This window comes from Streptomyces bambusae, assembly GCF_019400985.1.
In the GTDB taxonomy this organism is placed as follows: Bacteria; Actinomycetota; Actinomycetes; order Streptomycetales; family Streptomycetaceae; genus Streptomyces; species Streptomyces bambusae_A.
In genome coordinates this window covers 1-20,623 of sequence record NZ_WTFF01000122.1, presented here as the reverse complement: position 1 = coordinate 20,623, position 20,623 = coordinate 1, and the positions used below count along the sequence as shown (strand labels likewise).

At 70.2% G+C, this 20,623-nt stretch carries 16 protein-coding genes; all 16 read left to right on the top strand.

The window, feature by feature from the left end; genetic code table 11:
- Positions 1-245: 245 nt before the first annotated feature.
- The gene (locus tag GPJ59_RS18310; protein WP_219668267.1) at positions 246-767 is read left to right on the top strand and encodes a DUF3574 domain-containing protein; all 522 of its coding nucleotides are present in this window, start codon (positions 246-248) and stop codon (positions 765-767) included.
- A 125-nt stretch (positions 768-892) separates the two neighbouring features.
- On the top strand, positions 893-3,436 hold the full coding sequence (locus tag GPJ59_RS37555) for a hypothetical protein (protein ID WP_258024574.1): 2,544 nt from the start codon (positions 893-895) through the stop codon (positions 3,434-3,436).
- 370 nt (positions 3,437-3,806) lie between these two features.
- Positions 3,807-5,711, top strand: coding sequence for a translational GTPase TypA (typA, locus tag GPJ59_RS18300; RefSeq protein WP_219668266.1), 1,905 nt, complete (start codon positions 3,807-3,809; stop codon positions 5,709-5,711).
- Between the two features lie 427 nt (positions 5,712-6,138).
- On the top strand, positions 6,139-7,779 hold the full coding sequence (locus tag GPJ59_RS18295) for a peptide ABC transporter substrate-binding protein (protein WP_258024573.1): 1,641 nt from the start codon (positions 6,139-6,141) through the stop codon (positions 7,777-7,779).
- 174 nt (positions 7,780-7,953) lie between these two features.
- Positions 7,954-8,877, top strand: coding sequence for an ABC transporter permease (locus GPJ59_RS18290; RefSeq protein ID WP_308120356.1), 924 nt, complete (start codon positions 7,954-7,956; stop codon positions 8,875-8,877).
- A gap of 28 nt (positions 8,878-8,905) precedes the next feature.
- Entirely contained in the window at positions 8,906-9,841 is a 936-nt protein-coding gene (locus GPJ59_RS18285; RefSeq protein WP_219668264.1) for an ABC transporter permease, read from the top strand.
- 15 nt (positions 9,842-9,856) lie between these two features.
- The gene (locus GPJ59_RS18280) at positions 9,857-10,912 is read left to right on the top strand and encodes an ABC transporter ATP-binding protein (RefSeq protein WP_219668263.1); all 1,056 of its coding nucleotides are present in this window, start codon (positions 9,857-9,859) and stop codon (positions 10,910-10,912) included.
- The gene (locus GPJ59_RS18275; protein ID WP_219668262.1) at positions 10,905-12,023 is read left to right on the top strand and encodes an ABC transporter ATP-binding protein; all 1,119 of its coding nucleotides are present in this window, start codon (positions 10,905-10,907) and stop codon (positions 12,021-12,023) included. The genes GPJ59_RS18280 and GPJ59_RS18275 overlap by 8 nt, the downstream gene beginning before the upstream one ends.
- Before the next feature lie 128 nt (positions 12,024-12,151).
- Entirely contained in the window at positions 12,152-13,114 is a 963-nt protein-coding gene (locus GPJ59_RS18270) for a GNAT family N-acetyltransferase (RefSeq protein WP_219668261.1), read from the top strand.
- Positions 13,115-13,219: 105 nt separating this feature from the next.
- A complete protein-coding gene (locus GPJ59_RS18265) occupies positions 13,220-14,842 on the top strand; it encodes a peptide ABC transporter substrate-binding protein (RefSeq protein ID WP_219668260.1) in 1,623 nt (540 codons plus the stop codon).
- Between the two features lie 63 nt (positions 14,843-14,905).
- Positions 14,906-15,829, top strand: coding sequence for an ABC transporter permease (locus GPJ59_RS18260; RefSeq protein WP_219668259.1), 924 nt, complete (start codon positions 14,906-14,908; stop codon positions 15,827-15,829).
- On the top strand, positions 15,822-16,841 hold the full coding sequence (locus tag GPJ59_RS18255) for an ABC transporter permease (protein ID WP_219668258.1): 1,020 nt from the start codon (positions 15,822-15,824) through the stop codon (positions 16,839-16,841). The genes GPJ59_RS18260 and GPJ59_RS18255 overlap by 8 nt, the downstream gene beginning before the upstream one ends.
- Positions 16,842-16,853: 12 nt before the next feature.
- Positions 16,854-17,843, top strand: a complete 990-nt coding sequence (locus tag GPJ59_RS18250; protein WP_219668257.1) for an ABC transporter ATP-binding protein — start codon at positions 16,854-16,856, stop codon at positions 17,841-17,843.
- A complete protein-coding gene (locus GPJ59_RS18245; RefSeq protein ID WP_219668268.1) occupies positions 17,836-18,924 on the top strand; it encodes an ABC transporter ATP-binding protein in 1,089 nt (362 codons plus the stop codon). Before GPJ59_RS18250 ends, GPJ59_RS18245 begins: the two co-directional genes overlap by 8 nt.
- 204 nt (positions 18,925-19,128) lie before the next feature.
- Positions 19,129-20,241, top strand: coding sequence for an oxygenase MpaB family protein (locus tag GPJ59_RS18240; RefSeq protein ID WP_219668256.1), 1,113 nt, complete (start codon positions 19,129-19,131; stop codon positions 20,239-20,241).
- 115 nt (positions 20,242-20,356) lie between these two features.
- The coding region (locus GPJ59_RS18235; RefSeq protein WP_219668255.1) for a hypothetical protein at positions 20,357-20,623 on the top strand (267 nt) is incomplete at its 3' end.

Genomic DNA, 20,623 nt, shown 5'->3' with positions numbered 1-20,623 from the left:
CCGCCGGATGACCCGCCGCCGGATGACCCGCCGCCCGACGACCCGCCGCCCGACGACCCGCCGCCACGCGGCGGGCGACCGCCGCCCCACGACGGACGACCGGCGCCCCGCCGGGCGACCGTTGGTGCCGCTGCCGATCGACCCTGATCGTCACCGATCACCCGTGACCGTTCACGACCTCGGCCGTCGACAGCTGTTGACAGCTGTCGATATGCCACCGACCGAATGCGACAGACAGGAACGCCATGCGCCAGATCCGGATCACCACCCCCGCGGCCGCCGTCCTCGCGGTGACCGCGCTGCTCCTCACCTTCGGCAGACCCGCTGCCGACGTCGTCCTCGGCGCCCCCGCCTCCTCGGCGCAGGTACAGACCACCGGCCAGGGCGGCCAGGACGCCCCCCAGGGACAGGAGGCGGCCGTCCTCGCCGAGCGGGGCCGGCCGTACGTGTCCACGCACCTCTACTTCGGCACGGGCCGCCACGACGGCCACCCGCCCATCACCGACGACGAGTTCATGAAGTTCGTCGCCGACGTCGTCACGCCCCGCTTCCCGGAAGGCCTCACCCTCCAGGAGGCGCGCGGTCAATGGCGTGACAAGGACGGTGACATCAACCGGGAGAAGTCCTACGAGCTGACCGTCCTCTATCCGGTGACCGAGGCGCGCGCCCGGGACGCCGACATCGAGCACATCCGCCGCCTGTACTGCACCATGTACGGCCTGGAGTCCGTCGGCCGCGCCGACGTCCTGACCCGGGCGGACTTCTGACCCGCCCGCCCGAGGAGGCCCGGGCGGACTCCTGACCCAGGACTCCTCGAACGGGCGGCACCCGACGCCGTATCGGTACGCCGGGTCTATCCACGGCCGCGCCGGTCGGTCCTACCATCGCCCCCATGACGGTCTCCTGGGCCTTCCACGGGCGTTCCGCCGAGCTGGCCGCGCTGCGCCGCGCCCTGACGGGGACGGACCGGCCGCACGGCGCCCTCCTCGTCGGCGCGGCCGGATCCGGGAAGTCCTGGCTCCTCGACGAACTGCGCCGCACCCTGCCCGGGACGGTGGCGGTCCAGGGCGCCGAGGGGACGCGGACCGCCGCCCTCGGTGCGCTCGCCCCGCTGCTGCCGGAGCGCACCGCGCCGGGCGGGAACCGGTGGCGGCAGGCCGCGGAGGCCCTGGCCGGCGCGGTGGTCTGCGTGGACGACGCGCACCTGCTCGACCCGGTCTCCGCCGCGCTGCTCCAGCACCTCGTCCTAGGCGGCCGGGTGCGGCTGCTGGCCGCCGTACGCTCCGGGGCCGGCGTGCCCGAAGAGCTGCGGCGGCTGGCGGAGGACCGCCTGCTGGACCGGCTGGAGCTGGCTCCGTTCACCGAGGACGAGACGGGGGAGCTGCTCACCGCCGTGCTCGGCCCGGTGGCCGGGCCCGAGGCCCGCCGGCTGCACCGGCGCTCGCAGGGAAACCCGCTGTTGTTACGCGAGTTGGTGCTCACCGCCGTGGACGACGGCGCCCTGCGGCCCGTCGACGGCGTCTGGGACCGCCCGCCCGGACTCCCGCCGGCCGCGCCCGCGCCCCGGCTGGCGGACCTGGTGGAGGCCCGGATCGGCGGCTACGGCCACGACACAGGCCCCGGCCCCAGCCCCGGCTGCGGCTGCGGTGATGCGGCGGCCCGTTCCCGCCCGGAGCTGCGTGAGCTCGTCGAACTCCTCGCCCTGTCCCAGCCGTTGGAGTTCGCGCTGCTGCTGGAGCTGGCCGACGTACGGCTGGTGGAGGAGGCCGAGGCGCGCGGGCTGCTGCGCGTCGAGGACGACGGGCGGCGCTGCGCGGTGCGGCTGGTGCACCCGCTGCTCGCCGAGGTGGCCGTCGCCCGCTGCCCACGGCTGCGCGCCCGGCGCCACCACCGGGAGCTCGTACGGGTGTTGGAGGCGACCGGGGCCCGGCGGGCCGGGGACGCGCTGCGGCTCGCCGAGTGGCGGCTGGCCGGCGGGCTGACCGATGACCCGGGGCCGCTGCTGACCGGAGCTCGGGATGCCTGGGCGGCGTACGACACCACCGCCACCGTACGGCTGGCCGCCGCCGCCCGGGACGCCGGCGGCGGGACGGAGGCGGCGCTGCTGCTTGCGGAGGCACTCAGCTGGGCCGAGCGCTACGAGGAGGCCGAGCGGGTGCTCGCCGACTGCGCGGGGCGGCCGATGGGCGACGCGCAGCGCACCCGGCACGCCCTCCTGCGCGCGCACGGCCTCAGTTGGGGCCTGCGCGACTTCAGCGAGGCCGAACGGGTGCTGCGGGAGGTCGAGTTGACCGTCTCCGACCCCGGTCTGCGGTGGGAGGCCGGAGCCCGGCGGGTGGCGCTCGTCGGCGCGCGGGGTGACTACCACGGCGCGCTCGAACTGGCCGCCGGTCTCCTCGCCCGGCCGGTCGAGGCCCGGCGGACCGGAGCGCTGCTGACCACGACGGCGGTGGCCCGCGCCTACACCGGCCGCCCCGAGCAGGCCCGGCAGGAGGCGGGGCGGGCCCGCGGTCTGCTCGGGGCGGAGCCGGCGGAGGTGCTGCCGCTGCGCCTGGCGGAGTTCGCCGCCGAGTTCTGGGCCGGGGACCTCGACGGGGCGGAGCGGGCCGCGGACGCCTTCGCCGCGCGGGAGCACGCCCAGGATCACGCCCAGGAGCAGCAGGGCTCCCGCCCGCCGACCGCCCTCGCCCCCGCGCCCTTCGCCGAGCAGCAGGAGGCCGCCCTGCTGGCCCAGGCGGAGTCCGTGGAGGCCGGCGCCGCCGCCGCGGACGACGGCAAGCGCAACCCGGCCGAGGACGGGGCCGCGGACAAGGCCGTGGCGGCCAAGGCCGGCACGCCCTCGGCCGGTCCCGCGAAGCAGGCGAGCACGACGGGCACCCTGCTGGCCAAGGACGGCAAGCCGCTCAGCCTGCGCTTCGTGCTCCCCTCGGGCCCCGGCTCGGAGCCCCTGCGGGCGGTCGGGGAGCGGATCGCGCGGATGCTCCAGAAGATCGGCATCGCCACCGAGCTGACCAAGGTCGCCGACGACAGCTTCTTCAAGGACCACATCGCCTCGGGCCAGTACGACCTGGCCCTGTACTCCTGGCCCGCGACCGCCTTCCCGGCCACCGACGCCCGGCCGATCTTCGCCAAGCCGGAGCCCGCGGCGGACGGCTCGCTGCTGGTGGAGCAGAACTACACCCGGGTCGGCACCGACCACATCGACCAGCTCTTCGACCAGGCGGCCGGCGAGCTCGACGAGAAGAAGGCCCGCGAGCTGATGACCAAGGCCGACGCCCGGATCTGGGCCGCGGCCGGCTCCGTACCCCTCTACCAGCGCCCCCAGCTGGTGGCGGTGCGGCCCGGCCTGGTCAACGCGGGCGCCTTCGGCCTCGGCGCCCCGCGCTACCAGGACATCGGCTGGAAGAAGCCCGCCGCGCCGAAGAAGAACAAGTGAGCAGGACGACACGTGAGCCGAGGCGGCAAGTGAGCAAGGCGACACGTGGGGAACGGCGACGATCGGGGAAGGGCCGCGCGTGACGAAGGAGAACGGCGCGTGAACCGCCCGTAGCAAGCTCAGATGTGACTCAATTCCCTTGCCCGCCGTCGCACACGGCGGGCAAGGTCGTTCCTGCCCGTTGACCCGAGGCAGCCCGGTCGTACGGCTTCCCCCACCCTCAGCCGTACGGCCTCTTGACAGACCCCCCGGCAGGCACTTCCCGCCATTCGACGTACCATGGGGTAAGGCCGTGGCAGGTTTTCCGCCCGGCAGGCTCGCGTGCCGGACCGTACGCGACGCCATCCACGATCCCGGGAGAAGCGCCGCAGTGCCCACGCGTCATGACATCCGCAACGTCGCCATCGTCGCCCACGTCGACCACGGCAAGACGACCATCGTCGACGCCATGCTGAAGCAGGCCGGTGCCTTCGCCGCCCACCAGCAGCTCGACGACCGCATGATGGACTCGAACGATCTGGAGCGTGAGAAGGGCATCACGATCCTCGCCAAGAACACGGCGGTGAAGTACCACCCCAAGGACGGCGGGGCCCCGATCACGATCAACATCATCGACACCCCCGGCCACGCCGACTTCGGTGGCGAGGTCGAGCGCGGTCTGTCGATGGTCGACGCCGTCGTCCTGCTGGTGGACGCCTCCGAGGGTCCGCTGCCCCAGACCCGCTTCGTGCTCCGCAAGGCCCTCCAGGCCCGGATGCCCGTCATCCTCTGCATCAACAAGACGGACCGCCCGGACTCCCGGATCGACGAGGTCGTCAACGAGACCTACGACCTCTTCCTGGACCTGGACGCCGACGAGGACCAGATCGAGTTCCCGATCGTCTACGCCTGCGGCCGCGACGGCATCGCCTCGCTGACCAAGCCGCAGGACGGCACCGTCCCGGCCGACAGCGACAACCTGGAGCCGTTCTTCTCCACGATCCTGGAGCACGTCCCGGCCCCGACGTACGAGGAGGACGCGCCGCTGCAGGCCCACGTCACCAACCTCGACGCCGACAACTTCCTCGGCCGTATCGCGCTGCTGCGCGTCGAGCAGGGCGAGCTGCGCAAGGGCCAGACGGTCGCGTGGATCAAGCGTGACGGCACGGTCTCCAACGTCCGCATCACCGAGCTGATGATGACCGAGGCGCTCACCCGCAAGCCGGCCGAGGTCGCCGGCCCCGGTGACATCTGCGCCGTCGCCGGTATCCCGGACATCATGATCGGCGAGACCCTGGCCGACCCGGAGAACCCGGTCGCCCTCCCGCTGATCACGGTGGACGAGCCGGCCATCTCCATGGTCATCGGCACCAACACCTCCCCGCTGGTCGGCCGCGGCGGCACCGGCAAGGGCGCGGACGCCAAGGCCGCGGTCAAGGACCGCAAGGTCACCGCCCGCCAGGTCAAGGACCGGCTGGACCGCGAGCTGATCGGTAACGTCTCGCTGCGCGTCCTGGACACCGACCGCCCGGACGCCTGGGAGGTCCAGGGCCGCGGTGAGCTCGCCCTGGCGATCCTGGTCGAGCAGATGCGCCGCGAGGGCTTCGAGCTGACCATCGGCAAGCCGCAGGTCGTCACCCGCGAGGTCGACGGCAAGGTCCACGAGCCCGTCGAGCGCATGACGATCGACGTGCCCGAGGAGCACATGGGCGCCGTCACCCAGCTCATGGGTGTCCGCAAGGGCCGCATGGACAACATGTCCAACCACGGCTCCGGCTGGGTCCGCATGGAGTTCGTCGTCCCGTCCCGAGGCCTGATCGGCTTCCGTACGGAGTTCCTGACCCAGACCCGCGGCACCGGCATCGCGCACTCGATCCACGAGGGCCACGAGCCGTGGTTCGGCCCGCTGCAGACCCGTAACAACGGCTCCCTGGTCGCCGACCGCGCCGGCGCGGTCACCGCGTTCGCGATGACCAACCTCCAGGAGCGCGGCGTGCTGTTCACCGACCCCGGCACCGAGGTGTACGAGGGCATGATCGTCGGCGAGAACTCCCGCTCCGACGACATGGACGTGAACATCACCAAGGAGAAGAAGCTCACCAACATGCGCTCCTCCTCCGCCGACTCCTTCGAGGCGATCGTCCCGCCGCGCAAGCTCTCCCTGGAGCAGTCCCTGGAGTTCTGCCGCGACGACGAGTGCGTCGAGGTGACCCCGGAGGCCGTCCGCATCCGCAAGGTGGTGCTGGACCAGAAGGAGCGCTCCCGCACGGCCTCGCGCGCCAAGGCCGCCAAGTAAGGCGCCCGCCGAGGTAGTTCGGCTCGGTTCAACGGCCCGACAGCCCGGCCCCGCACGCCCTGCGTGCGGGGCCGGGCTGTTCGCTTTTGTCAACAGCATTACGAAGCCGAGGTGTCCGGATAGCGAGCGTCACACTCCGGAAGGTGCGCTAACCGTCCGTTTCGCGTGTGTCTGTCTCTGATCCCTTTGTCCGGATTTCGGGTTTCTGGGAGGGGGTGATGTTGTGAAAACGAGACCACTTAAGTGTGGTTTACGGACTACGTGTCCCCGAGGATGGCTCCATTGAGCTCGGGTCAATGGGTCACGCGCTGTGGGGAGCGCCGACTCACGAGCACACTCGGGGCACTGTTCCAATCGCCGTCAGGGGTGTCGGCGAGACGTACCTGTGTCCCTCAAGTCGATCAGTGGACTCATGAGGAGGAAACCCATGCGTGGTGCCAAGAGCGCCAAGTGGGTCGCGGGCGCGATCGTCGTCGCCCTTTCGGCGACCGCCTGTGGTGGCGGAGATGACAAGGGCAATTCGGCCGACGGCGGTGTCTTCCGCCTCGGTATCACCGAGCCGACCGCCATCGACCCCTTCAACACGCAGGAGTCCGAGGGCACGCTCGTCACGCACAACCTCTTCACCGGCCTGTACAAGGTGACGCCGGACGGCAAGCTCATCCCGAAGCTCGCCGAGTCGGCCACCACCAGTGACGACGGCAAGACCTGGACCTTCAAGATCAAGGCCGGCACCAAGTTCACCAACGGTGAGCCCGTCGACGCCGAGTCGTTCGTCCGCGCCTGGACCCGTGTCGCCGACAAGAAGTCCGCCTCCGACGTCGCCTACCACATGGCCGGCATCGAGGGCTACGAGGACCTCAACAGCGGCAAGACCGACAAGTTCGCCGGTGTGAAGGCCGTTGACGCGGGCACCCTCGAGGTCAAGCTCGCCACGGGCGACTTCGAGTTCGACAAGAAGACCGTCCACACGGCCTTCGCCCCCGTGCCGAAGGCGGCCGGCGCCGCCGACAACAAGGCGTTCAACGACGCCCCCATCGGCAACGGCCCCTTCAAGATCGAGGGTTCGTGGGAGCACAACAAGAAGATCACCCTCGTCCGTAACGACGACTACGGCTTCGAGAAGGCCAAGCTCGCCAAGGTCGAGCTGACCATCCTGAACCCGAACAACACCGCCACCCTCGAGTACCAGGGCTTCCAGGCGGGTACGTTCGACTGGGCCCGTATGCCCACGCCGCAGCTGTCCGTGGCCAAGCAGAAGTTCGAGCCCAAGGGTCAGTGGATCTCCGCCGACACCTCCGGCATCAACTACCTGGTCGCGTTCAACACCAACGCGCCGCTGAACACCCCGGACGCCCGCAAGGCGATCTCGTACGCGATCGACCGCGAGGCCATCGCCAAGGGTGTCTTCCAGGGCATGCAGAAGCCGGCCTCCTCCGTCCTGCCGCCGTCCTTCGCGGACGTCTACCAGGAGGGTGTCTGCACCACCTGCGTCAAGCAGGACACCGCCAAGGCCAAGGAGCTCGCCGAGAAGTCGGGCCTGAAGCCGGGCACCGTCCTGGACTTCGGCTACAACACCGGCTCCGGTCACGAGGAGTGGGTCCAGGCCGTCGCGCAGCAGCTGAAGGACGTCCTCGGCCTCGAGGTCAAGCTGAACGGCAAGCCGTTCAAGGAGGCCCTGTCCGAGCAGCAGGACAAGAAGACCGCCGGTATCTGGCGCTCCGCCTGGGGTGCCGACTACCCGACGGCCGACAACTTCCTCTTCCCGCTGCTGGCCACCGGTTCCATCAACGAGGACCCGGCCACCGGCAAGGCCCAGGGTGACAACCGCGGTCGCTACAGCAACCCGGAGTACGACAAGCTCCTGGACCAGGCCCGCGCCACCAAGGACGCCGCCGCCCGCGCCGCCCTGTACAAGCAGGCCGAGAAGCTGGCCGTCGACACCGACCAGGCTCTGATCCCGCTGTGGAAGCGCACGCAGTACCGTCTCGCCAACACCGCGAAGTTCAACAACGTCCAGATGGACTTCTTCGAGGACCCGAACCTCGCGGAGATCTCCGCCAAGTAATGCCTCTTCAGTTGGCATAGCAAAGGTCGTGGAGGACGGAGCACTCTTCCGCCCTCCACGACCTTTGTCCACCTCCGGGCGCACCCCCCCTGTAATCCGGCGCCCGGTCGCGGCCTCTCGTCCCGATCGGACGATGCCGCCAACTCCCATGCTCAAGTATGTGAAGGAGGCATCGTGGGCAGTTATGTGATCAGGCGACTCGGACAGATGGTCGTCGTCCTCTTCGGTGCGACGGTCGTGCTCTTCGCCGCTCTCTTCGTCCTCCCCGGCGACCCCGTGGGTTCGCTCGGCGGAGACAAGGCCCGTGATCCGGCGGTGGTCGCCGAGCTCCGCGAGCGCTACGGGCTCAACGACCCGCTCCCGGTCCAGTACGGCAACTTCGTCAAGAACCTGGCCAAGGGCGACCTGGGTGAGGACTACACCCAGCGCCGTCCCGTGACGGAGATCCTGGCGCCGAAGCTGACCAACACCGCCAAGCTCGCGGTCCTGGCGATCGTCATCGACATCGCCATCGGCCTGCTCGCGGGCATGATTGCGGCCCTGTTCAGATACTCCTTCTGGGACGTGCTGATCACGCTGCTCACGACCATGGCCGTCGGATTCCCGTCCTTCGTCATCGGCATGGTCCTGCTGTCGACGTTCTCGGTGAAGCTCCAGATGTTCCCGGTCATCGCCGACGGCTCGTTCAACTCCATGATCCTGCCGGCCTTCACACTGGCGATCCTCGACGCCGCCCTGGTGGCCCGCCTCATGCGCGGCACCATGCTCGAAGTGCTCAAGGCCGACTACGTCAAGACGGCCGTGGCCAAGGGCCTGCCGCGGCGGACCGTGCTCTTCAAGCACGTCATGCGCAACTCGATCATCCCCGTCGTCACCTACCTGGGTATCTCCTTCGGCTCCCTGCTCGGCGGCGCCCTGATCACCGAGGCCATCTTCAACTGGGACGGCATCGGCCTGGCCCTGGTCATGGCGATCCAGCAGCAGAACAACCCGATCATCATCGGCGTCGTCTCCTTCGGCGTTCTCGTGTTCGTGGTGCTGAACCTGCTCGTCGACCTCTTGTACGCGGTCCTCGACCCTCGCATCCGTCTCGCCTGAGCCCAGGCAGTTCCAAGGAGTCACACCCATGACCGAGCTCACCAAGAGCACAGCGGATTCGGGGACCGCAGAACCGGCCGCCGGAGCCGCAACCGCCACCGCGAACGCGGAGCCGGCAGTCGCCCGCATCACGCAGTGGGGCGAGATCCGCCACCGCTTCGTCGCCAACAAGCTGGCCGTCGTCGGCCTGGTCCTGGTCGCCGTACTGTTCCTGACGGCGATCTTCGCGCCGCTGCTCGCGCCGCAGGACCCGTACCACCAGGACCTCACCAACACCCTCGCGGACCCGAGCTCCGCGCACTGGCTGGGCACCGACGCCCTGGGCCGCGACCAGTTCTCGCGCATCATCTTCGGCACCCGCATCGCCGTGGAGGTCGGCCTCGCCTCGATCTTCCTGGCCTGCACCATCGGCATCGTCATCGGCGCCCTGTCCGGCTACTTCGGCAAGGCGACCGACTCGGTCCTGATGCGCATCGCCGACGTCTTCTTCGCCTTCCCGCTGATCATCGGCGCCATCGTGATCATCATGGCCATGGGCCGCGGCGTCATGCCGGTGATCATCTCGCTGGCCGTCTTCTCCTGGCCGACGGTCGCCCGACTGCTGCGCAGCTCGATCCTGTCGGTGCGTGAGGCGGACTACGTCCACGCCGCGCGCGCCCTGGGCGCCGGCACCTCGCGGATCATCATCCGGCACATCATCCCCAACTCCATCGCCGCGGTGATGGCCTACGCCGCATTCAGCGTCGGCGGTGCCATCGTGGCGGAGGCCTCGCTGTCCTTCCTGGGCGTGGGCGTCAGCCCCGAGGTTCCCGAGTGGGGCAACATGCTCGCCGGCGCCAAGGACTTCCTCGGCGTGAAGGACTACCTCTGGGTCTACCCGTCCATCGCGATCGTCCTGACCGTCCTGGGCTTCGTTTTCGTCGGTGACGGGCTGCGTGACGCCCTTGACCCGAAGCTGCGCTAGGAGGGCGGCACTCACATGACCACTTCGAACCTCACCGAAGAGCTGCCCGCGCAGCGCAAGGGCGACGACGAGACCCCGGTCCTCGAAGTCCGCGACCTGCACGTCGAGTTCAAGACCCGCGAGGGCATCGTCCGCGCCGTCAACGGCGTGAACTACAGCGTCAAGTCCGGCGAGACCCTCGCCGTGCTCGGCGAGTCCGGCTCCGGCAAGTCCGTGACCGCGCAGGCGATCATGGGCATCCTCGACTCGCCCCCCGGGCGCGTCGCCAAGGGCGAGATCCTCTTCCGCGGCCAGGACATCCTCAAGCTGGACGAGGAAGAGCGGCGCAAGCTGCGCGGCCCCAAGATGGCGATGATCTTCCAGGACGCGCTGTCCGCGCTGAACCCCGTGTTCTCCGTGGGCAACCAGCTGGGCGAGATGTTCCGCGTCCACCAGGGCATGTCCAAGAAGGACGCCAAGCTCAAGGCCATCGAGCTGATGGACCGGGTGAAGATCCCCGCCGCCAAGGCCCGGGTCAACGACTACCCGCACCAGTTCTCCGGCGGTATGCGCCAGCGCATCATGATCGCCATGGCGCTCGCCCTGGAGCCGGACCTGATCATCGCGGACGAGCCCACCACGGCGCTCGACGTGACCGTCCAGGCCCAGGTCATGGACCTGCTCGCGGAACTCCAGAAGGAGTACGCGATGGGTCTGATCCTGATCACCCACGACCTCGGCGTGGTCGCCGACGTCGCCGACAAGATCGCCGTGATGTACGCGGGCCGGATCGTCGAGCAGGCCCCGATCCACGAGCTGTACAAGCGCCCCGCGCACCCGTACACCCGTGGTCTGCTGGACTCCATCCCGCGCCTGGACCAGAAGGGCCAGGAGCTCTACGCGATCAAGGGCCTGCCGCCCAACCTGCTGAAGCCGCCGGCCGGCTGCGCCTTCAACCCGCGCTGCCCCAAGGCGCAGGACATCTGCCGTACCGACGTGCCGGCGCTCGTGCCGGTCACCGAGCGGGACGGCGCCGAACTGGTCGGCCGCGCCAGCGCCTGCCACTTCTGGAAGGAGCAGATCCATGGCTGAGCTGAGCAAGACGGACGAGGCCGTGGACGCCCCCGCCGAGGCGACCGAGGAGAAGGCCATCGCGGCCTTCGAGGCGCCGGTCGAGCGCGGTGAGCCCATCCTCCAGGTGCGCAACCTGGTCAAGCACTTCCCGCTGACCAAGGGCGTGCTCTTCAAGCGTCAGGTCGGTGCGGTCAAGGCCGTCGACGGGGTCTCCTTCGACCTCTACCAGGGCGAGACCCTGGGCATCGTCGGCGAGTCCGGCTGTGGCAAGTCCACCGTCGCCAAGCTGCTGATGCTGCTGGAGACGGCCACCGCGGGCGAGGTCCTCTACAAGGGCCAGGACATCACCAAGCTGTCGGGGCGGGCCCTCAAGGCCGTACGCCGCAACATCCAGATGGTGTTCCAGGACCCGTACACCTCGCTGAACCCGCGGATGACGGTCGGCGACATCATCGGCGAGCCCTTCGAGATCCACCCCGAGGTGGCCCCGAAGGGCGACCGGCGCCGCAAGGTCCAGGAGCTCCTGGACGTCGTGGGCCTGAACCCCGAGTACATCAACCGCTACCCGCACCAGTTCTCCGGCGGCCAGCGCCAGCGCATCGGCATCGCCCGCGGCCTCGCGCTCAACCCGGAGATCATCATCTGCGACGAGCCGGTCTCGGCCCTGGACGTGTCCGTCCAGGCGCAGGTCATCAACCTGATGGAGAAGCTCCAGGACGAGTTCAACCTGTCCTACATCTTCATCGCGCACGACCTGTCGATCGTCCGGCACATCTCGGACCGCGTGGGCGTGATGTACCTCGGCAAGATGGCCGAGATCGGCACGGACGCGCAGATCTACGACCACCCGACGCACCCCTACACCCAGGCGCTGCTGTCGGCCGTCCCGGTCCCGGACCCCGAGGTCCGCGAGAACCGCGAGCGGATCATCCTCACCGGCGACGTCCCGTCCCCGGCCAACCCGCCGTCGGGCTGCCGCTTCCGCACCCGCTGCTGGAAGGCCGAGGACCGGTGCGCCACCGAGGAGCCGCTGCTGGCGATCCCGACCCGCTTCAAGGGTCAGGACACCCCGGCCGCGCACGTCTCGGCGTGCCACTTCGCCGAGGAGAAGACCGTCCTGGCGGTCTGATCCACCCGCGCGGCACCGCTGCGCGCACCGCGTGACCCGCGAGGGCACAGCCGCCACGGCTGTGCCCTCGTCGGCATTCCGGGTTAATTCGATTGCGCCCACGATTCGCGCCCCCGGACAGTGGGCGGATGCTGATACGCCCCGCCACACCGGACGACGCGCCCGCGATCTGCGCCCTGATGAACGCCGTTGAGGTCATCGAGACCGGCCGGTCCGAGACCGAACTCGCCGAGGTGGCCGCCGACCTGACGGACCCCGCCACCGACCTCGCCCGCGACTCCTGGTTCGTCCTCGACGAGGACCGGCTCATCGCCTACGCCGTCCTGTGGGACGGCGGCGACGGCGCACCCGCCTCCGAGCCCGCGCAGGACGGCGGCGTACGGATCGACGCCGACCACTACGTCCTGCCCGAGGCCCAGGACGCGGGGGAGCGGCTGCTGGAACTGCTGGAGGCGCGGGCCCTGGACCGGGCCCGTGCCGTCGGCGGCGGGCACGCCGTCCTCCACCTCGGCCTCCACAGCGCCCCCACCTTCGACACGGACCGGCTCCACGCCCGCGGTTGGCGCCAGGTCCGCCGCTACCACGTCATGACCCGGCAGCTCTCGCCCGATGCCGACCTGCCGCCCGCCGCCCTGCCCGGGCTCACCCTGCGCGACTGCCGGGACGAGGCCGACCGCCGACGCGCGCACGCGCTGGTGCAGGAGAGCATGGCCGAGCACTTCGACCACCGCCCCCGCACCTACGACCAGTGGCTGAACCTCCTGGGCGCGCAGACCATCGACTGGTCCCTGGTGTGGATCGCCTCCCTGGAGGGCCACGGCGACGTCGGCGTCGCGGTGACCCGCGACAACCGGGCCGCCATGGGCTGGGTGAGCACCATCGGCGTACGCAAGGAGGCGCGCGGCCGCGGCATCGGCGGCCACCTGCTGCGCCACTGCTTCGCCGGCTACGCCGCCCGCGGCCGGGACGTCATCGGCCTGGGCGTGGACACGGACAACGCCAGCAACGCGCTCGCCCTCTACGAGGCCAACGGCATGGCCATGGAGTACGCGGTCGTCACCTGGGAGAAGGAGGTCCACCCGCAGGGGTGATCCCACGCGCCGCGAGGGTGCAATCGGGCGAACCGGCCGTGCGCGTGCCCGTACATAGGGTGACATTGGGCCCCAGTCGACTCTTGGGAGCCAAGGAGGCACTCGATGCGCGGAGCCACCCACGCCCAGTGGGCCGCATGTGCGGTGGCCGTCGCCCTCGCGGCGACGGCCTGCGGCGGTGGAAGCGACACCGGCGGGGAGGGCGCCGGGATCGTCAGCTCCTCCTGGGGTGACCCGCAGAACCCGCTGGAGCCCGCCAACACCAACGAGGTGCAGGGCGGCAAGGTGCTCGACATGCTCTTCCGCGGCCTGAAGCGCTACGACCCGAAGACCGGCGAGGCCCTGAACATGGTCGCCGAGAAGATCGAGACCACCGACCAGCAGAACTTCACCATCACCCTCAAGGACGGCTGGAAGTTCAGCAACGACGAGCCGGTCACCGCCCAGTCGTTCGTGGACGCCTGGAACTACGCGGCGGACGTGCGCAACAAGCAGAACAACGCCCCGTTCTTCGCCGACATCGTCGGATACGCCGACGTCCACCCGGCCTCCGGCGAGCCCAAGGCCAAGACGATGTCCGGCCTGGTGGTCAAGGACGCCAAGACCTTCACCGTGGCGCTCGACAAGAAGTTCTCCACCTGGCCCGACACCCTCGGCTACCAGGCCTTCTCCCCGCTGCCCAAGGCCTTCTTCACCGACCACGCCGGCTGGCTGGACAAGCCGGTCGGCAACGGCCCGTACACCGTCGGCTCGTACACCAAGGGCACCGCGATGCAGCTGCGCGCGTGGGAGGGCTACACCGGCCCCGACAAGGCGCAGAACGGCGGCGTCGACCTCAAGGTCTACACCGACAACAACACCGCCTACACCGACCTGATCTCGGGCAACCTCGACCTCGTCGACGACGTGCCGGCCGCGCAGCTGAAGAACGTCAAGAACGACCTCGGCAGCCGCTACATCAACCAGCCGGCACTGATCATCCAGACCCTCACCTTCCCGCTGTACGACCCCCGGTGGGGCAAGCCCGGCATGGAGAAGGTCCGCCAGGGCATCTCCCGCGCCATCAACCGCGACGAGATCACCCGGCAGATCTTCCAGGGCACCCGCAGCCCCGCCAAGGACTGGACCTCCTCAGCCCTCGGCGCCAAGGGCGGCTACGCGGACATGTGCGGCGAGCTGTGCACCTACGACCCGGCCGCCGCCAAGGCGCTGATCGAGGAGGGCGGCGGCCTGCCCGGCGGGAAGATGACCATCACCTCCAACGTGGACACCGGCTCGCACCGCGTCTGGATGGACGCCGTCTGCAACAGCATCAACAACGCCCTCGGCCAGGGCCCGGTCTGCACCGTCAACCCCGTCGGCACCTTCGCCGACTTCCGCAACCAGCAGAGCTCCTACAAGCTGACCGGCCCGTTCCGCTCCGGCTGGCAGGGCGACTACCCGCTCATCCAGAACTTCCTCCAGCCCCTGTACTTCACCGGCGCCTCCTCCAACTACGGGAAGTTCTCCGACCCCGAGTTCGACAAGCTCATCGACGAGGCGAACAGCGAGACCGACACCGCCAAGGCCGTCGCGACGTTCCAGGACGCCGAGAAGATCCTCGCCGCCCAGATGCCCTCCATCCCGCTCTGGTACCAGAACGGCAGCGCCGGCTACTCCGAGCGGCTCACCGACGTGGAGCTCAACCAGTTCAGCGTCCCCGTCTACGACCGGATCAAGGTCGGCTGATCCCCGCCGTCAGCGAACTCCAGCGAGCTCCAGCGAGCTTCAGCGAACACCCCGGAGCGATCCATGGGACGTTACGTGATCCGGCGGCTGCTCCAGATGATCCCGGTGTTCATCGGCAGCACGTTCCTGATCTTCTTCATGGTCTACGCGCTGGGCGACCCGGTGGCGGCGCTGTTCGGGGACAAGGCCCCCGACCCCGCCACCGCGGCGCGCATCCGCAAGGACCTCTACCTCGACCGGCCCCTGTGGGAGCAGTACCTGCACTACATGGGGCAGATCTTCCAGGGCGACTTCGGCACCGCCTTCAACGGCCAGCCCGTCCTGGACCTGATGGCCTCGGCCTTCCCGGTGACCCTGCGCCTGACCGTCGTCGCCATCGCCATCGAGGTCGTCGTCGGCATCACCCTCGGCGTGGTCAGCGGCCTGCGCCGGGGCAAGGCCATCGACACCACACTGCTGGTGCTCACCCTCGTCGTCATCTCCGTACCGACCTTCGTCACCGGCTACGTGCTCCAGTACGTCCTCGGCGTGAAGTGGGGCTGGATCCGGCCCAGCGTCTCCCCGGACGCGCCCTGGAACGAGCTGCTCCTGCCCGGCCTCGTCCTCGCGCTGGTCTCCCTCGCCTACGTCACCCGGCTCTCGCGCACCTCCATCGCCGAGAACGCCAAGGCCGACTACGTCCGTACGGCCGTCGCCAAGGGCCTGCCCCGCCGCCGGGTCGTCTCCCGGCACCTGCTGCGCAACTCCCTCATCCCCGTGGTCACCTTCATCGGCACCGACATCGGCGCCCTGATGGGCGGCGCCATCGTCACCGAGCGGATCTTCAACATCCACGGCGTCGGCTACCAGCTCTACCAGGGCATCCTGCGCAACAACTCCCCCACGGTCGTCGGCTTCGTGACCATCCTCGTCATCGTCTTCCTGGTGGCGAACCTCCTCGTCGACCTGCTCTACGCGGTCCTGGACCCGAGGATCCGCTATGCCTGAGCCCGAGCCCCAGCCCCACCCCCAGCCCCCGCGCTACGACCCCTTGGAGCCCGGCGACGGCGAAGCGATCGCCCCCACCGGGCAGGGAGGCCAGATGGACCTCGCACTCGACGAGGCCGAGAGCCTCGAACGGGTCATCCCGCCGGGCCCGGGCAACCCCCGGGAGAAGGCCCGCTCCCTGTGGTCCGACGCCTGGCACCAGCTGCGCCGCAACCCCGTCTTCGTCCTCTCCTCCCTGCTCATCGTCTTCCTGGTGCTCATCGCGATCTGGCCGTCGCTGATCGCGAGCGGCGACCCCCTCCAGTGCGACCTGGCCCACTCCCAGGAAGGCTCCGCCCCCGGCCACCCCTTCGGCTACGACACCCAGGGCTGCGACGTCTACACCCGCACCGTGTACGGCGCCCGCGCCTCCATCACCGTCGGCGTCTGCGCCACCCTCGGGGCCGCCCTGCTCGGCGCCTTCCTCGGCGGACTGGCCGGCTTCTTCGGCAGCTGGGGCGACGCACTGCTCTCCCGGGTCGCCGACATCTTCTTCGGCATCCCCGTGGTCCTCGGCGGCCTGGTCTTCCTGTCCGTGGTCACCAGCGACACCGTCTGGCCGGTGGTCGGCTTCATCGTGCTGCTCGGCTGGCCGCAGATCGCCCGCATCGGCCGCGGCTCGGTCATCACCGCCAAGCAGAACGACTACGTCCAGGCGGCCCGGGCCCTGGGCGCGAGCAACGCCCGGATGCTGCTGCGGCACGTGGCCCCCAACGCGGTCGCGCCCGTCATCGTCGTCGCCACGATCGCCCTGGGCACCTACATCGCGCTGGAGGCCACGCTGTCGTTCCTCGGCGTGGGCCTGCGCCCGCCGACCGTCTCCTGGGGCATCGACATCTCCAACGCCGCCCCGCAGATCCGCAACGCCCCGCACATGCTGCTCTGGCCGGCGGGCGCCCTGAGCCTGACCGTGCTCGCGTTCATCATGCTCGGCGACGCGGTGCGCGACGCCCTCGATCCCAAGCTGCGCTGAGGAGCCCCGTAGATGCTGCTCGAAGTCCGCGACCTGCACGTGGAGTTCACCACCCGCGACGGGGTCGCCAAAGCGGTCAACGGGGTCACCTACGCCGTGGACGAGGGCCAGACGCTCGCCGTGCTCGGCGAGTCCGGCTCCGGCAAGTCCGTGACCGCGCAGGCGGTCATGGGCATCCTCGACGTCCCGCCCGGCCGGATCACCGGCGGCGAGATCCTCTTCCAGGGCAAGGACCTGCTGCGCATGAAGGAGGAGGAGCGCCGGCGCATCCGCGGGGCCGGGATGGCCATGATCTTCCAGGACGCGCTGTCCGCCCTCAACCCCGTCCTGACGGTGGGCGCCCAGCTCGGCGAGATGTTCACGGTCCACCGCGGGATGTCGCGCAAGGACGCCCGGGCCAAGGCCGTCGAGCTGATGGACCGGGTGAAGATCCCCGCAGCCCGGCAGCGGGTCGGGGACTACCCGCACCAGTTCTCCGGCGGCATGCGCCAGCGCATCATGATCGCCATGGCGCTGGCCCTGGAGCCCTCGCTGATCATCGCCGACGAGCCCACCACCGCCCTCGACGTGACCGTCCAGGCCCAGGTGATGGACCTGCTCGCGGAACTCCAGCGCGAGCTGAACATGGGCCTGATCCTGATCACCCACGACCTCGGCGTGGTCGCCGACGTCGCCGACAAGATCGCCGTGATGTACGCGGGCCGGATCGTCGAGGCGGCCCCCGTCCACGAGATCTACAAGGCGCCCGCGCACCCGTACACCCGCGGCCTCCTGGACTCCATCCCCCGCCTGGACCAGAAGGGCCAGGAGCTCTACGCCATCAAGGGCCTGCCGCCCAGCCTCCTGGCCATCCCCTCCGGCTGCGCCTTCAACCCGCGCTGCCCGATGGCCCAGCCCGTCTGCCGCGGCACCGTCCCCCCGCTCTACCAGGTCACCGAGTCGCCGGTGCCGCGCACCAGCGCCTGCCACTTCTGGAAGGAGTGCCTCCATGCCCATGCCTGAGGCCGTCCTGGAGGTCACCGACCTGGTCAAGCACTACCCGCTCACCCGGGGCATCCTCTTCAAACGGCAGATCGGCGCGGTGCAGGCCGTCGACGGGGTCTCCTTCGCGCTCGGCGCGGGCGAGACGCTGGGCATCGTGGGGGAGTCGGGCTGCGGCAAGTCCACCGTAGCCAGGATGCTGGTCAACCTGGAACGCCCGACCGCCGGAGCGATCCGCTACAAGGGCGAGGACATCACCAAGCTGTCGGGGCGGGCTCTGAAATCCGTCCGCCGGAACATCCAGATGGTCTTCCAGGACCCGTACACGTCCCTGAACCCGCGGATGACGGTCGGCGACATCATCGGCGAGCCGTACGAGATCCACCCCGAGGTGGCCCCGAAGGGCGACCGGCGCCGCAAGGTCCAGGAGCTGCTGGACGTGGTCGGCCTGAACCCCGAGTACATCAACCGCTACCCGCACCAGTTCTCCGGCGGCCAGCGCCAGCGCATCGGCATCGCCCGGGGCCTGGCCCTCCGGCCCGAGATCATCGTCGCGGACGAGCCCGTCTCGGCCCTGGACGTCTCGGTCCAGGCCCAGGTCGTCAACCTCCTGGACCGCCTCCAGGCGGAGTTCTCCCTCTCCTACGTCTTCATCGCCCACGACCTGTCGATCGTCCGGCACATCTCGGACCGGGTGGGCGTGATGTACCTCGGCAAGATCGTCGAGATCGGCACGGACACGCAGATCTACGACCACCCCACACACCCCTACACCCAGGCCCTGCTCTCGGCCGTCCCGGTCCCCGACCCGGAGGCCCGCCTCCACCGCGAACGCATCATCCTCACCGGCGACGTCCCCTCCCCGGCCCACCCCCCGTCGGGCTGCCGCTTCCGCACCCGCTGCTGGAAGGCGCAACAACTCTGCACGGACGTGGTCCCACCCCTCCACGTCCCCCCGGAGTTCCGCCTCCCGATCACCCCGCTCTCCCACCCGTCGGCATGCCACTTCGCAGCGGAGAAACAGGTCGTCCCACCCCAGGGCGAACTGGCCCCACCCCCGCCACCTCCGGAGGCACCGGAGGCCCCGCCGAAGTTCCTGTAGGGCGCTCACCGGGGCGCGCTCACCGGGTCGGTCACCGGAGTGCCGGCCGGATCGATTCGGCTTGGGCCGTCCGGGCGACACCCCTGCGGGCCCGGCTGCCCGGATCTGCCCGGGCCACTACAACGGTGGCTGTCGTCCGGAGCGCGGCGCTCGCCGCGGCGTCCGCGGCCCGGCCACGCCCCCTTCCCCCTCGGAGGTACAGCCATGCCATCCAGCCCGTGGACCGACGAACTCCTGGACCCGAAGCGCAAGACCGGCGACCCCTTGGCGGACCGCGCCATCGAGGAGATCTACGTCCAGGGACGGGAGGAGGAGGTCCGCGAAGCCCTGGGCACGCTCGGCCGCAACGCCGGACCGGTCCCGGACGGGCTGCCGGACCGGCTGCGCGAGTACTTCGCGGCGAGCGAGGTCCTTCCCCCGTGGACGGACCCGGCACTGGTCCGGCGCGGGCAGGGGCTCCTCGGCCGCTACCAGGGGCACATCACCACCAACCTGCTGTGCGCCTCCCTCCCCCTGTGCTACGCCTGCGGGAACGGCGCCCAGGCGCTGAACCTCTCCACCCGGCTGACCGAGGGGGTCTTCCGCAGGCTGATGGAGACCGCGCAGTTCGTCGTCGACGTCCTCGACACCGGAGGCCTGGACCCGGCCGGGCGCGGGATCCGGTCGGCACAGACGATCCGGCTGCTGCACGCCACGATGCGCTACCACCTGTCGCGCCACGAGTCGTGGGACACGGCTTGGGGCGTCCCGGTCAACCAGGAGGACATGGCCGGTACGCTGCTGAGCTTCTCCGTGGTCATCCCCAAGGGCCTCGCCAAGCTGGGCGTGGAACTGCCGACGGCGGACCGCGACGCCTTCTTCCACACCTGGCGGGTCGTCGGACACGTCCTGGGCATCGAGGAACGTCTCAACCCCGAGCGGTTCGACGACGGAGCCGCCCTGATGGACGCGATCCTGGAGCGCCAGCAGCAGCCTTCCGAGGCCGGCACCCGGCTGACGAAGGGCGTGCTGGACTTCATCCGCGAGTGCCTGCCCGGGCCGATGTTCGCCGGGGTCGGCCCCAGCCTGATCCGGCACCTGGCAGGCGACCACGCCGCGGACATCGTCTCGGTGCCTCCGGCCGACCTCACCAAGCTCGCCCTCCAGGCCACCAACCCGCTCAGCTTCGGCTACGGCAGGACGGGAGACACCGTCCCCCTGCTCGCCAAGGCCTCGAACGAGCTCGGCCTGGCCGTCTTCAAGCAGGGACTGCTGCTGACGAACAAGGGCCGCCGCTACCGCTGGCAGGTCCCGACCGGACTCACTCCCGCCACCTGATGCCGCGAGGGCGACCCCGCACGCCGCGTACGAGCCCGGCTGAACCGCCGACGCGAATCGTCAGACAGCCCTAGCCTGGTGCCGCAAGGGTGCGGGGCGTTCGCGGGGAGGCGTCATGACGGTCGGCCGGATCGTGGCGGGCGGGGCGGGAGCCGTCGGTCTGGGGCTCGTCGGGGTCGTGGTCCTGGTCGACCTCGACACCGGGGACCGGGTCGCGAGCGTGATCGGCGCGCTGGTGACCCTCGGACTCGCCGCGTACACCTTCCTGGCCCCGGCCGGCCAGGCGCGCCGGATCAGAGCCGGGCGCGGCGCGACCGTCATCGACGGGAACGTGACGGGCAGCGCGCTCGGCACGGGCTCCACGGTCGCCGGACCGCCCACC

What these genes read in the sequence shown, in the direction of transcription:
- GPJ59_RS18295 (WP_258024573.1), top strand. Translation starts at nt 6,139, where the DNA reads ATGCGTGGTGCCAAGAGCGCCAAGTGGGTCGCGGGCGCGATCGTCGTC.
- GPJ59_RS18250 (WP_219668257.1), top strand. Translation starts at nt 16,854, where the DNA reads ATGCTGCTCGAAGTCCGCGACCTGCACGTGGAGTTCACCACCCGCGAC.
- GPJ59_RS37555 (WP_258024574.1), top strand. Translation starts at nt 893, where the DNA reads ATGACGGTCTCCTGGGCCTTCCACGGGCGTTCCGCCGAGCTGGCCGCG.
- GPJ59_RS18255 (WP_219668258.1), top strand. Translation starts at nt 15,822, where the DNA reads ATGCCTGAGCCCGAGCCCCAGCCCCACCCCCAGCCCCCGCGCTACGAC.
- GPJ59_RS18240 (WP_219668256.1), top strand. Translation starts at nt 19,129, where the DNA reads ATGCCATCCAGCCCGTGGACCGACGAACTCCTGGACCCGAAGCGCAAG.
- GPJ59_RS18280 (WP_219668263.1), top strand. Translation starts at nt 9,857, where the DNA reads ATGACCACTTCGAACCTCACCGAAGAGCTGCCCGCGCAGCGCAAGGGC.
- GPJ59_RS18285 (WP_219668264.1), top strand. Translation starts at nt 8,906, where the DNA reads ATGACCGAGCTCACCAAGAGCACAGCGGATTCGGGGACCGCAGAACCG.
- GPJ59_RS18245 (WP_219668268.1), top strand. Translation starts at nt 17,836, where the DNA reads ATGCCTGAGGCCGTCCTGGAGGTCACCGACCTGGTCAAGCACTACCCG.
- GPJ59_RS18310 (WP_219668267.1), top strand. Translation starts at nt 246, where the DNA reads ATGCGCCAGATCCGGATCACCACCCCCGCGGCCGCCGTCCTCGCGGTG.
- GPJ59_RS18260 (WP_219668259.1), top strand. Translation starts at nt 14,906, where the DNA reads ATGGGACGTTACGTGATCCGGCGGCTGCTCCAGATGATCCCGGTGTTC.
- GPJ59_RS18275 (WP_219668262.1), top strand. Translation starts at nt 10,905, where the DNA reads ATGGCTGAGCTGAGCAAGACGGACGAGGCCGTGGACGCCCCCGCCGAG.
- GPJ59_RS18270 (WP_219668261.1), top strand. Translation starts at nt 12,152, where the DNA reads ATGCTGATACGCCCCGCCACACCGGACGACGCGCCCGCGATCTGCGCC.
- GPJ59_RS18265 (WP_219668260.1), top strand. Translation starts at nt 13,220, where the DNA reads ATGCGCGGAGCCACCCACGCCCAGTGGGCCGCATGTGCGGTGGCCGTC.